A 12,138-nucleotide genomic window follows, 5' to 3' on the forward strand; every position below is an offset into this window, starting at 1 on the left:
GCTGCGGGTCGCACCCTCTCCCGCGTCTGCGGCGTGGAGGGGGCTGCGGCTCACCGGTGTCCTGCCTGCGTCGCCGGGTGCCGGTGGTTGCCCCGCCCGCCCACCCGTGCCCGTGGGCAGTGTGCGAGGTCTGCCGGCGAGGGCCCGTTTCGTCCTGTGACGTGCCCCGCACGCTGCGAGATCGACTTGGTGATCCATAACGGATCGGTTACGGTCGAGTGTCTCGCGTGCAGAGTTCACCGGAGTGTGATCGCCGCGAGAGGTGCCGACCGGGACGAAGCCCTGGAAGCGGTGCCCGGACCGCCGGATCGGCTGGTCGAGACCCCGGAGCGACCTCGTCGCCCCGCGCACGGCGCGGAAGGGGACAGTGCCCTGACACGCCCTCGGCCCCCTGTGCCCGGACAGCACGACGACTGGACTCGAGTGAAGAACCCCTTCCGCACGACCGTGGACGCACAGCGCACGGCGCGTCACTCCGCAACCACCCCTTCGACTTCTGATGGTGTCGAGGCTGAGGCCTCCGCCACTTCCCCTGCTGTGCGGCGTCGCCGTTGGCCCTTGATCGCCGGTGCGACTGCTGTCGCGCTCGTGGCGACCGGTGCGGTCGCGTACGGTTCCGCGAAGAAGACCGTCGAGCTCGATGTCGATGGTGAGATCACCACGGTGAGCACGTTTGCCGGTTCGGTCGAGGGTCTCCTGGCCGAGGAGGGTGTTCGGGTCACCGACAAGGACCTGATCGCTCCTGCGGGTGATTCCGCGCTCAAGAACGGTGCTGACGTCGTGGTGCGTTATGGGCGTCAGGTGACCGTGCAGACCGATGGTCAGCAGAGCGACGTGTGGGTCACGGCTCTGGATGCCGACGAGGCGCTCGACACGCTCGCGGGTCGTGGTGCCGACGTGCGCCTGGTCGCCTCCCGTTCCACCGCAGACGGGCGCCCCGAGCTCGGCGTGAAGCTCGACGCGAACGGACCCGTCAACGTGGTCGTCGACGGCCAGACGGTCGTCGCGCCGGACGGCTCCATCGGCGTCGACGCGCTGCTCGACCAGCAGGGTGTCGTGCTCGGCGAGCACGACCGCGTCTCGGTCGCCCGCGACGAGACGGCCGACCCCGCGGTCTCGGTCGTCGTCCAGCGCGTCGCCGTGAGCGACGTCCCCACCGTGACGCCCGTCCCGTTCGAGACGACGGTCCAGGAGGACGCGAACGTCTACAAGGACGAGGCGCCGACCGTCTCCCAGGAGGGGGTCGAGGGCGCGCACACCCTCGTCGAGCGGGTCACCGCGGTCGACGGCGTCGAGGAGTCCCGCGAGGTCGTCTCGGACGGCGTCACGGCCGAGCCGGTCGCCAAGATCGTCGTGCAGGGCACCAAGGAGCGCCCGAGCGGCCCGGCAGCGGCCGGGTCGGCGCGCGAGATCGGGCGCCAGCTCGTCGCGGCCCGCGGCTGGGGCGGCGACCAGTTCCAGTGCCTCGACAAGCTCTGGACCAAGGAGAGCAACTGGAACTCCTCGGCGACCAACCGGTCCTCGGGCGCGTTCGGGATCCCGCAGTCGCTGCCGGCGTCCAAGATGGCCTCGGCGGGTGCCGACTGGCGGACCAACCCGGCGACGCAGATCACCTGGGGCCTGAACTACATCGCGGGCAGCTACGGCACCCCGTGCGCGGCGTGGGGCCACTCCCAGGCGAAGAACTGGTACTGATCCCGCGCGGACGCCGTGCCCCCCTCCCGGCGGAGGGGGTCGTACCGGGCCAACCGGTAGGCTTCCCTGCATGAACGACACCCCCAGCGCCCTGCTCGGTCCGGCACAGATCCGCGACCTGGCAGGGCGTCTGGGTGTGCGGCCCACCAAGACGCTCGGCCAGAACTTCGTGCACGACGGCGGGACCGTCCGCAAGATCGTCCGGACCGCCGGGATCGGGGCCGGGGACCGCGTGGTCGAGGTCGGTCCGGGCCTCGGGTCGCTGACCCTGGGGCTGCTCGAGGTCGGTGCGAGCGTGGTCGCCGTCGAGATCGACCCGCCATTGGCGCAGCAGCTCGCGGCCACCGTCGCGGTGCACCAGCCGGACGCGGCCGACCGTCTCACGGTCGTCGCCGCCGACGCGCTCGAGGTCACCGAGCTCCCGGGCGAGGCGCCCACGGCGCTGGTCGCCAACCTCCCGTACAACGTCGCGGTGCCCGTCCTCCTGACGTTCCTCGAGCGCTTCGACTCGTTGCAGCGGGTCCTCGTCATGGTGCAGGCCGAGGTCGCGGACCGGCTCGCGGCCCCGCCCGGCAGCCGGACCTACGGGGTGCCGTCGGTCAAGGCGGCCTGGTACGCCTCGGCCTCGCGGGCCGGCACGGTGGGGCGCAGCGTGTTCTGGCCGGTGCCGAACGTGGACTCGGCGCTCGTCGCGCTCGACCGGCGTGAGCCTCCCCGCACGACGGCGACCCGCGAGGAGGTCTTCGCGGTCGTCGACGCGGCCTTCGCCCAGCGCCGCAAGATGCTTCGTTCGGCCCTGGCAGGCATCGCGGGGTCGTCGGCCGCGGCGGTCGACGCGCTCGAGCGCGCGGGTGTCGACCCGACGGCGCGTGGTGAGCGGCTCACGATCGAGGAGTTCGCGCGCATCGCGGAGCAGCTCCCGCTCGTGCGGGCCGAGGCGGCGGCTTCCGCAGGCGAGCACCCGGACCGACCTGGCACAGTGGACGCGTGAGCTCCCACCTGTCCGCTGCGCCTCCCGTCGCCGTGCGGGTCCGGGCGCCCGGGAAGGTCAACCTGTCGCTGCGGGTCGGGGCGTGCCAGGAGGACGGCTACCACCCGCTCGTCACGATCTTCCAGGCGGTCTCGCTGGTCGAGGAGGTCGAGGCGACCTTGGTGACGCCCGGCGAGGGCATCTCGCTGACGGTCTCCGGGGCGCAGGCCGAGCGTGTCCCGGTCGACGGGTCCAACCTCGCGTGGCGTGCCGCGGAGTCGCTCGCCCGCTACACCGGGGTGGATCCTGACGTCCGGCTGCACATCCGCAAGGGCGTGCCGGTCGCGGGCGGCATGGCCGGTGGGTCCGCCGACGCGGCGGCGACACTCGTCGCGTGCGACCTGCTGTGGGAGACCGGGCTCTCGCGGGGCGAGATGGCCGACCTCGCGGCGGGGCTCGGCTCGGACGTGCCGTTCGGCCTGGTCGGGCACACCGCGGTGGGCACCGGACGGGGTCATCTCCTGACCCCGGCGATGTCCCGTGGCGAGTTCCACTGGGCCTTCGCGGTGCGCGACGAGGGGCTGTCGACGGCCAAGGTGTTCCAGACGTTCGACGAGGTCGTGGGCGGGACCCCCGACGTCGAGCTGTCGGACGACACCGAGCTCATGCAGGCGTTGCGTGCCGGGGATCCCGTGGGGCTCGGTCGGGCGCTGCACAACGACCTGCAGGCCGCGACGCTCGCCCTGGCGCCCGAGCTGGCCCGGACCTTGGAGGTCGCGCACGAGGTCGGGGCTCTCGGGGTGATCGTCTCGGGCTCGGGCCCGACGATCGCGGCCCTCGCCCGCAGCCGGCAGCACGCGCTCGCGATCGCGGCCTCCTGGACGGCGGCGGGCGTCGCGGACTCGGTGCACTGCGCCACGGGCCCGGCGTCGGGCGCCCGCGTCCTGCCCTCCTGACGCACGCACTCCCCGGGTCCGCCGCGTCCTGGCGCCCGCGTGCCGACGCGTATCCTCGCTAGGGCACCTCCCCCCTCCCGAAGGAACTCATGGCACACCTCCTCGGCGCCGACGACATCCGCCTCGTCGTCGGCACCCGCACCCTGCTCGACGGCGTGAGCCTGGGCCTCGACGACGGCGACCGCGTGGGCGTCGTCGGCCCCAACGGCGCCGGCAAGTCCACGCTGCTGCGTCTCCTCGCGGGGACCGCGGTGCCCGACGCCGGACGCGTCACCCGGGTGGGCGGGCTGCGGATCGGGATGCTCGACCAGCGCGACGAGTCGCCCGAGGGGACCACGATCCGCGACCTGGTGCACGGGGAGTCGGCCGAGCACACGTGGGCGGGCGACGCGGGCATCCGCGCGGTGCACGCGGGCCTGCTCGAGGACCTGGACCTGGACTCCCCGGCGTCGACCCTGTCGGGTGGTCAACGACGCCGCGTCGCGCTCGCGGCGCTGCTGGTCGCGGAGCACGACGTGCTGTTCCTCGACGAGCCCACCAACCACCTCGACGTCGAGGGGGTCGCGTGGCTCGCCGAGCACCTCCAGGCGCGCTACGCGCGTCCCGGTGCCCGCGGCGCGCTCGTGGTCGTGACGCACGACCGCTGGTTCCTCGACGCGGTCTGCACGCGCATGTGGGAGGTCACGGGTGACGGTTCGGGCTCGGTCGAGGGGTACGAGGGCGGGTACGCCGCGTACGTCCTGGCCCGCGCCGAGCGCGCCCGCACTGCGGCCGTCACGGCCGAGAAGCGCAACAACCTGCTCCGCAAGGAGCTCGCCTGGCTCCGTCGCGGGGCCCCGGCCCGCACGTCGAAGCCCAAGTTCCGGCTCGACGCCGCGGCCGCGCTCATCGCCGACGAGCCGAACCCCCGTGACACGCTCGAGCTCACGCGCATGGCCACGCGACGCCTCGGCAAGGACGTGCTGGACCTCGAGGGCGTGACGGTCCGGATGCCGGCACGTGACGGTGATGCCCAGGCGGCGGAGAAGGTCCTGTTCGACGAGGTCACCTGGCGCCTCGGCCCGGGTGACCGCTACGGCGTGGTCGGGGTCAACGGCGCGGGCAAGACGACGCTCCTGCGGCTCCTGGCCGGGCGGCTCGCCCCCACAGCGGGCACGGTCAAGCGCGGCAAGACGATCCACGTCGCCGAGCTGACCCAGGACGTCGACGAGCTCGACGAGATCGGCGGCCTGCGGGTCGTCGAGGTCATCGAGCAGGAGAAGCGCACGGTAGCGGTCGACGGCAAGGAGCTCACCGCGGCCCAGCTCGTCGAGCGCCTCGGCTTCACGCGCGAGCGCTCCCAGACATTGGTCCGCGACCTGTCGGGTGGTGAGCGCCGTCGCCTGCAGCTCCTGCGCCTGCTCGTCGGAGAGCCCAACGTGCTGCTGCTCGACGAGCCCACCAACGACCTCGACACCGACACGCTCGCGGCCATCGAGGACCTCCTCGACGGCTGGCCCGGGACGCTCGTCGTCGTCTCGCACGACCGCTACCTGCTCGAGCGTGTCTGCGACCGTGAGGTCGCGCTGCTGGGCGACGGCACGATCCGTGACCTGCCGGGCGGCGTCGAGGAGTACCTCGCGCTGCGCAAGGCCGCGATCGCGGCGGCCTCTGCCGGGACGCGCACCGGGGCGACGAGCGCCGGAGCCGGTGCGACGGCGTCGGGCACGGGGAGCCCCGACGGCACCGGGAACACCGGTGCTCAGGCGGCCCCGTCCGGGGCGGACGTGCGGGCCGCGAAGAAGGAGATCGGGCGCATCGAGCGACGCCTGTCCAAGATCGCGGAGCTCGAGGCGCGCCTGCACGACAAGATGGCGGCCCAGGCGACCGACCACGCCGCGATCCTCGACCTCGACAAGCAGCTCCGCGAGCTCGCCGACGAGAAGGACACGCTCGAGGCCGAGTGGATGGAAGCCGCCGAGCTGCTCGACTGACCCGTGCCGGTCAGGCCTCGAACTGCCCCACGACGGTGCGCAGCAGGTTCGCGAGCTGCAGCCGCTCGGCGGGCGCGAGGGCCGCGAGAACCTCGCGCTCGACGGCCAGGAGGTCGCTCATGGCGGCGTCGACGCGCTCGAGGCCCTCGGGCGTGAGCTCGACGAGCACGCCGCGGCGGTCGTCGGGCGAGCGGTGGCGCTGCACGAGCCCGCGCGCCTCGAGGCGGTCGATCCGGTTGGTCATGGTGCCGCTCGTGACGAGCGTCTGCGTGATGAGCGCCCCGGGGGACAGGCGGTACGGCTCGCCCGCCCGGCGCAGCGCGGACAGCACGTCGAACTCCCAGGTCTCCAGGTGCCCGCGCGCGAAGGCGCTGCGGCGCGCGAGGTCCAGGTGGCGGGCCAGCCTGCTGACGCGGGAGAACACGGTGAGCGGCTCGACGTCCAGGTCCGGACGCTCGCGCTGCCAGGCGTCGACGATGCGGTCGACCTCGTCCGGGTGCGGGTGCTGCATGAACGCGAGATTACTCGACATTCCTCGACATCAAGAGTCTTGACGGGTCGACCCGCCCGGACGGGACCGGTCAGCTCGCGCGCAGAGCGTCCTTGAGCTTGATCCGGCCGCCCGTGCGCAGCACCGCGTTCGAGTAGATCTTGCCCGCGAGCCACACCAGGACGGGCACGAGCGCGAGCGAGAGCCCGGCCGCGAGCAGGATCTCCCACGTCTCGACCGTGCCCAGCGCGATCCGGATCGGCATGAGCAGGGGCGAGCAGAACGGGATGTAGGACAGCCACACGACGAGCGGGTTCTCGGGGTCCCACGGGCCGATCGAGATCCCGATGATGTACGGGATCATCATGAGCGTCAGGACCGGCGTGATGACCGAGCCCACGTCCTCCTGCCGCGAGACGAGCGCCGCGAGCGCGGCCAGGGCCAGCGAGTACATGACGAAGCCGATCACGAACCACACGAGCACCCAGGCCGCGGTCGCCCCGAGGTTCACGCTGCTCGCGTCGACGAGCCCCAGGGCGAACGCCGTCCCGACGCCGCCCCCCACGACCACCACGAGCTGCATGAGGCCGATCGCGCCGATGCCCAGGACCTTGCCCGCCATGAGCTGCCAGGGCCGGATCGTCGCGAGCAGCAGCTCGACCACGCGGCTCGTCTTCTCCTCCACGACGCCCTGCGCCACGAGCTGCCCGCAGGTCATGAGCGCGATGAAGATGAGGATCCCGCCGACCATGCCCGTGACGATCTGCGCGGGGTCGCGCTCCTCGGCGGGTTCGAGCGTCTCGACCGTGGGCGCGGCGGTCGCGATCTCCTGCGCGACGGCGGACGGGTCGCCGCCGAGGTCGGTGATGGCCCCGGTCAGGGCCGCCTGCTGGGCGAGCCCCGTGAAGACGGGCGACAGGGTCGTGCCCAGCTCCTCCTGCACGACGACCGTGAACGACTCGGGGCTGCCGATGACCAGGGCGTCGAGGTCCCCGTCGGCGACCTGGGTCCGTCCCTCGGACTCCGAGACCTCGGTGACCTCGATCTCGGTCCCGACCGCGGTGCCCGCAGCCGTGAGCTGGGGGCCGAGGGCCTCGGCCTCCGACGTGACGCCGACCTTCTGGGCAGCGGGGCCCTGGTCGCCGACCAGGCTCAGCAGGAACCCGCCCAGCACCACACCGACGAGCAGGGCGACCGTTGTCCAGACGAACGCCTTGGAGCGGATGCGGGTCGAGATCTCCCGACCCGCCACGAGGGACACCGCGCCCCATGTGCTGACGGGGGAGTGGTTCTGCGTGCTGGTCGGCTGGCCCGGGGGCCGGCGGTCGGCGCTCATGCCGAGACCTCCTGACGGGTCGTGGGGGGCGTGGGGTCGTCGCCCGTCGCGTCGGCGCCCGCCGCGGGGGCGGCCGCGTCGTCGCTGCTCACGACGTGGCGGAAGAGCTCTGTCAGGGAGGGGCGTTGCGGCGTGAACTCCCGCACCGGGCCCGTGGCCAGTGCCGCGCGCAGGATCACCTGCTCGGCCCCGTCCTGGGGCGAGTCGACCTCGAGGAAGGTCCTGGCGCCGTCGTACCGCACGACATGGACGCCCGGGAGCTCGGCCGCCCACCCGGGCGGCGCCTGCGGGGCGTCGACGACCCACTGGGGGCGCTGCGTCGCGCGCAGCTCCTCGATCCCGCCGACCTCGACCATCTCGCCCGCCTTGACGATCCCCACGCGGTCGCACAGCCGCTCGACCAGGTCGAGTTGGTGCGACGAGAAGACGACCGGGACGCCCGCGGCGGCGCGGTCGCGCAGCACGCCGCTCATGACGTCGACCGCGACCGGGTCCAGCCCGGAGAACGGCTCGTCGAGCACCAGGATGTCCGGGTCGTGCACGAGCGCGGCCGCGAGCTGGACGCGCTGCTGGTTGCCGAGCGAGAGCTTCTGGACCTCGTCGCCACGACGCGAGTCGATCCCGAGGACCTGCGTCCAGTGCTCCGTCGCGGCGCGCGCCGCGCTCGTGCTCAGCCCGTGCAGCCGGGCCAGGTACTCGAGCTGGTCGCCGACCTTCATCTTGGGGTAGAGCCCGCGCTCCTCGGGCATGTACCCGATCCGACGGCGCATCGCCAGGTCGAGCGGTCGGCCGTCCCACCGGACCTCGCCCGAGTCGGGCGCGAGCACCCCCAGCGCGATGCGCATGGTGGTCGTCTTGCCGGCCCCGTTCGAGCCGACGAAGCCGAAGATCTCGCCGGCGCCGACCGTGAAGGACATGTCGCGCAGCGCGCGCACGGTCCCGTACGTCTTGTTCAGCCTGTCGATCTCGAGAGTCGCCATGGGTCAACGAAACCATGCGACGCGGCCGCCGTCACGGGCGGAATGTCACGGGTTCGAGGCCCCGCGGGTCGGCGGCCGGCGGGCGGTCAGTCGGCGGCGCGGTCCTTGGTCGTGAGCGACGGCTTCTTCTCCATGCCGGACAGGCCGTTCCACGCCAGGTTGACCAGGTGCGCCGCGACGTCGGCCTTCTTGGGGCTGCGGACGTCGAGCCAGTACTGACCAGTCAGCGCGACCATGCCGACGAGCATCTGCGCGTAGATGGGCGAGACCCGAGGGTCCAGGCCGCGGCGTTTGAACTGGTCCGCGAGCAGGTGCTCGACCTGGGTCGCGACGTCCCCGATGAGGCTGGAGAACGTCCCCGTCGCCTGGGCGACAGGGGAGTCGCGCACGAGGATCCGGAACCCGTCCTCGGAGGTCTCGATGTACGTCAGCAGCGCGAGGGCCGTGCGCTCGAGCAGCACCTTGGGGTGGCCACCCATCGAGAGGGCTCCGGTGAGCGCGCTGGTCAGGCCCTGGATCTCGCGGTCCACGATGACCGCGTAGATGCCTTCCTTGCCGCCGAAGTGCTCGTACACCACGGGCTTGGACACCTCGGCGCGTGCCGCGATCTCCTCGACGCTCGTCCCTTCGAACCCCTTCTCCGCGAACAGGACACGGCTCACCGTGAGGAGCTGTTCACGGCGCTGGCTCGCGGTCATGCGGGATCTGGGAGGACGTCTGGAGTCTGCGGGCACGGCACCATCATGCCGTGCCCGGCCGTCCGGGGGACCGGGATGAGACGGTTCGCCTCGCGGCACGAGCGCCGAGTGACTGCCTCCTCACACGTTTTCTCCACGTCTGGACACCGTTCGGGCCCCGAGCACGGCGCGAGACCTGGCAGACTGTTCTCCGGACGAGCGATGGTGCGCGCGACCGCGGGTTCACCCTCGGACGGCGCGCCGTGTCCAGTCCGTTCCGCCTTGGTGTAATCGGCAGCACAAGGGTTTTTGGTGCCTTTAGTCCAGGTTCGAGTCCTGGGGGCGGAGCTCGTGCCACCAACCAGATGGGAAGCCCCAGTGACCGACGCTGTGCCCGACTCGCCGCCAGCCGCAGTCATCGTCCTCGCCGCTGGTGCGGGGACACGGATGAAGTCCGCGACCCCGAAGGTCCTCCATCCCCTCGCCGGACGCAGCCTGCTCGGCCACGCGATGGTCGCGGCCCGTGACCTGTCTCCGCTGCGGATCGCCGTCGTGGTCCGGCACGAGCGCGACCTCGTGGCGGCCGCAGCCCTCGAGGTCGTCCCGTCGGCCCTCGTGGTCGACCAGGACGACGTGCCGGGCACCGGTCGTGCCGTGCAGTGCGCGCTCGAGGCGCTCGACGTGCGGGCGCAGGCCGAGGCCGCCGCCCACGGGGTGCCGATCGGGCACGAGGGGCGCGGCGCCGTTGACGGTCTCGACGGGTCGGTCGTCGTCCTCGCGGGGGACATCCCGCTGCTGGACGCGGCCACGCTGACCGAGCTGCTGGACGCGCACCGCTCGGGCGGCAACGCCGTGACGGTCCTGACGACCGAGGTCGACGACGCGACCGGCTACGGCCGGATCGTCCGCGACGACGCCGGGGGAGTCCTGAGCATCGTCGAGCACAAGGACGCGACGGACGAGCAGCGCGCGATCCGGGAGATCAACTCCTCGGTCTACGTCTTCGACGCAGGTGTCCTGCGCGGCGCCCTCCAGCAGGTCACCCAGGAGAACGCGCAGGGCGAGGTCTACCTGACCGACGTGCTCCAGATCGCCCGCGAGGGCGGCGGCCGCGTCGGTGCCCTCCGGGTCGCCGACCCGCTCCTGGTCGAGGGGGCGAACGACCGCGCCCAGCTCGCGACGCTGCGCGCCGAGCTCAACCGCCGCATCCTCACCCGCTGGATGCTCGAGGGGGTCACGGTGATCGACCCGGCGACGACCTGGGTCGACGTCGACGTGGACCTCGGCCACGACGTGACGCTGCTCCCGGGCACCCAGCTCCACGGTGCGACGACGATCGGGGCGGGCTCGACCATCGGCCCCGACACGACGCTCACCGACATGGAGGTCGGCGTGGGCGCCACCGTGACCCGCACGCACGGCAGCCTGTCGGTCGTCGGGGACGGAGCGAGCGTCGGGCCGTTCGCCTACCTGCGCCCCGGCACGGACCTCGGGGCCAAGGGCAAGATCGGCACGTTCGTCGAGACGAAGAACGCGACGATCGGTACCGGCTCCAAGGTGCCGCACCTGTCCTACGTGGGCGACGCGACGATCGGCGAGCACACCAACATCGGTGCGGCGAGCGTCACGGTCAACTACGACGGTGTCTCCAAGCACCGCACCGTCATCGGCTCGCACGCCCGGACCGGCGCGGACAACATGTTCGTCGCCCCCGTCACGGTGGGCGACGGCGCGTACACGGCCGCAGGCTCCGTGATCCGCCGCGACGTGCCGGCCGGTGCGCTCGGCGTGAGCGGCGCCCCGCAGCGCAACGTCGACGGCTGGGTCGCCCGCCGCCGCCCGGGCACCGCTGCCGCCGACGCCGCCGCGCGGGCCCACGAGAACGACGACGACACGCCCCCTCCGCTGGGAGCCCAGGCCCAGGCGCAGCTCGCCGAGGCCACCGCGGCGACCCCGGCCCCCCGACCGACCCCGGTGCCTGCGAGCCCGGGTGTCCCCACCGTCCCCGACGGTTCCAGCACCACGACCAGCAGCACGAACGAAGGGCCTTCCCCACGATGAGCAGCACGATCGCCGGCAACGGGGACAAGTCCCTCGTCCTCGCGTCCGGGCGCGCGCACCCCGAGCTCGCCAAGGACGTCGCGCGGGAGCTGGGCATCGACCTGCTCCCGACGACCGCGTACGACTTCGCCAACGGCGAGATCTACGTCCGTTTCGGGGAGAGCGTCCGCGGCGCGGACATCTTCCTCCTGCAGAGCCACACGGCGCCGATCAACCAGTGGATCATGGAGCAGCTGCTCATGGTCGACGCGGCCAAGCGTGCCTCGGCCAAGACCATCACGGTCGTCCAGCCCTTCTACGGCTACGGCCGTCAGGACAAGAAGCACCGCGGTCGCGAGCCGATCTCGGCCCGTCTCATCGCGGACCTGTTCCGCACGGCCGGTGCCGACCGACTCATGAGCGTCGACCTGCACGCCGCGCAGACCCAGGGCTTCTTCGACGGCCCCGTGGACCACCTGTGGGCCATGCCGATCCTCACGGACTACGTCCGCTCGCGCGTCGACACGTCGAACGTCACGGTCGTCTCGCCCGACGCCGGCCGTATCCGCGTCGCCGAGCAGTGGGCCGCGAAGCTCGGTGGCGGACCGCTCGCCTTCGTCCACAAGACGCGCGACATCACGCGCCCCAACCAGGCGGTCGCGAACCGCGTCGTGGGTGACGTCGAGGGTCGCGACTGCGTCCTCGTCGACGACCTGATCGACACGGGCGGCACCATCGCGGAAGCCGTCAAGGTCTGCCTCGCGGCGGGCGCCAAGTCCGTCATCGTCGCGGCGACGCACGGCGTCCTGTCCGACCCGGCGGCGCAGCGCCTGTCCGAGTGCGGTGCGAGCGAGGTCGTCGTGACCGACACCCTGCCGATCTCCGCGGAGAAGCACTTCCCGCAGCTCACGGTCCTGTCGATCGCGCCGCTCCTGGCGCGCGCGATCCGCGAGGTCTTCGACGACGGATCGGTCACGTCGCTGTTCGACGGCAACAGCTGAGGCTCGTCCCGCGCGGGACG

The 12,138-nt window shown here is 72.5% G+C and carries 10 protein-coding genes and 1 tRNA gene; 7 read left to right on the top strand and 4 right to left on the bottom strand.

The features are described 5' to 3' along the window. The first annotated feature begins 558 nt into the window (after window positions 1-558). The 4 genes from ACFRCR_RS11665 (at window position 559) to ACFRCR_RS11680 (ending at window position 5,594) form a co-directional block, all read left to right on the top strand. A complete protein-coding gene (locus tag ACFRCR_RS11665) occupies window positions 559-1,695 on the top strand; it encodes a ubiquitin-like domain-containing protein (RefSeq protein WP_377677703.1) in 1,137 nt (378 codons plus the stop codon). Window positions 1,696-1,765: 70 nt separating this feature from the next. Further along, window positions 1,766-2,686: a 16S rRNA (adenine(1518)-N(6)/adenine(1519)-N(6))-dimethyltransferase RsmA gene (gene rsmA, locus ACFRCR_RS11670; RefSeq protein WP_377677704.1), complete on the top strand. Its 921-nt coding sequence runs from the start codon at window positions 1,766-1,768 to the stop codon at window positions 2,684-2,686. Beyond that, window positions 2,683-3,621, top strand: a complete 939-nt coding sequence (locus tag ACFRCR_RS11675; RefSeq protein WP_377677706.1) for a 4-(cytidine 5'-diphospho)-2-C-methyl-D-erythritol kinase — start codon at window positions 2,683-2,685, stop codon at window positions 3,619-3,621. The genes rsmA and ACFRCR_RS11675 overlap by 4 nt, the downstream gene beginning before the upstream one ends. A gap of 89 nt (window positions 3,622-3,710) precedes the next feature. Next, a complete protein-coding gene (locus ACFRCR_RS11680; protein ID WP_377677707.1) occupies window positions 3,711-5,594 on the top strand; it encodes an ABC-F family ATP-binding cassette domain-containing protein in 1,884 nt (627 codons plus the stop codon). A gap of 10 nt (window positions 5,595-5,604) precedes the next feature. On the opposite strand, the gene ACFRCR_RS11685 is transcribed toward ACFRCR_RS11680, so the two are convergent. From ACFRCR_RS11685 to ACFRCR_RS11700, 4 genes are all read right to left on the bottom strand, one after another. Next, on the bottom strand, window positions 5,605-6,105 hold the full coding sequence (locus ACFRCR_RS11685) for a MarR family winged helix-turn-helix transcriptional regulator (protein ID WP_030153375.1): 501 nt from the start codon (window positions 6,103-6,105) through the stop codon (window positions 5,605-5,607). 70 nt (window positions 6,106-6,175) lie between these two features. Then, window positions 6,176-7,420 carry an ABC transporter permease gene (locus tag ACFRCR_RS11690; RefSeq protein ID WP_377677709.1) on the bottom strand — a complete coding sequence of 415 codons (1,245 nt, stop codon included), beginning with the start codon at window positions 7,418-7,420 and terminating at the stop codon, window positions 6,176-6,178. Further along, window positions 7,417-8,400, bottom strand: coding sequence for an ABC transporter ATP-binding protein (locus ACFRCR_RS11695; RefSeq protein WP_377677710.1), 984 nt, complete (start codon window positions 8,398-8,400; stop codon window positions 7,417-7,419). The genes ACFRCR_RS11690 and ACFRCR_RS11695 overlap by 4 nt, the downstream gene beginning before the upstream one ends. A gap of 86 nt (window positions 8,401-8,486) precedes the next feature. Continuing rightward, on the bottom strand, window positions 8,487-9,098 hold the full coding sequence (locus ACFRCR_RS11700) for a TetR/AcrR family transcriptional regulator (RefSeq protein ID WP_377677712.1): 612 nt from the start codon (window positions 9,096-9,098) through the stop codon (window positions 8,487-8,489). Window positions 9,099-9,353: 255 nt separating this feature from the next. On the opposite strand from ACFRCR_RS11700, the gene ACFRCR_RS11705 reads away from it, so the two are divergent. The 3 genes from ACFRCR_RS11705 (at window position 9,354) to ACFRCR_RS11715 (ending at window position 12,118) form a co-directional block, all read left to right on the top strand. After that, a tRNA-Gln gene (locus ACFRCR_RS11705) sits at window positions 9,354-9,425 on the top strand. 30 nt (window positions 9,426-9,455) lie between these two features. Then, window positions 9,456-11,138, top strand: coding sequence for a bifunctional UDP-N-acetylglucosamine diphosphorylase/glucosamine-1-phosphate N-acetyltransferase GlmU (glmU, locus tag ACFRCR_RS11710; RefSeq protein WP_377677714.1), 1,683 nt, complete (start codon window positions 9,456-9,458; stop codon window positions 11,136-11,138). Beyond that, a complete protein-coding gene (locus ACFRCR_RS11715) occupies window positions 11,135-12,118 on the top strand; it encodes a ribose-phosphate diphosphokinase (protein WP_138823089.1) in 984 nt (327 codons plus the stop codon). The genes glmU and ACFRCR_RS11715 overlap by 4 nt, the downstream gene beginning before the upstream one ends. Window positions 12,119-12,138 lie beyond the last annotated feature (20 nt).

Origin of the sequence: Oerskovia sp. NPDC056781 (assembly GCF_042789955.1) — a bacterium.
Lineage (GTDB): Bacteria > Actinomycetota > Actinomycetes > Actinomycetales > Cellulomonadaceae > Oerskovia > Oerskovia rustica.

Excerpts from the sequence above, each read along its gene's own strand:
- rsmA (WP_377677704.1), top strand. The coding sequence starts at position 1,766 with ATGAACGACACCCCCAGCGCCCTGCTCGGTCCGGCACAGATCCGCGAC.
- ACFRCR_RS11690 (WP_377677709.1), bottom strand. The coding sequence starts at position 7,420 with ATGAGCGCCGACCGCCGGCCCCCGGGCCAGCCGACCAGCACGCAGAAC.
- ACFRCR_RS11695 (WP_377677710.1), bottom strand. The coding sequence starts at position 8,400 with ATGGCGACTCTCGAGATCGACAGGCTGAACAAGACGTACGGGACCGTG.
- ACFRCR_RS11700 (WP_377677712.1), bottom strand. The coding sequence starts at position 9,098 with ATGACCGCGAGCCAGCGCCGTGAACAGCTCCTCACGGTGAGCCGTGTC.
- ACFRCR_RS11715 (WP_138823089.1), top strand. The coding sequence starts at position 11,135 with ATGAGCAGCACGATCGCCGGCAACGGGGACAAGTCCCTCGTCCTCGCG.
- ACFRCR_RS11685 (WP_030153375.1), bottom strand. The coding sequence starts at position 6,105 with ATGCAGCACCCGCACCCGGACGAGGTCGACCGCATCGTCGACGCCTGG.
- ACFRCR_RS11680 (WP_377677707.1), top strand. The coding sequence starts at position 3,711 with ATGGCACACCTCCTCGGCGCCGACGACATCCGCCTCGTCGTCGGCACC.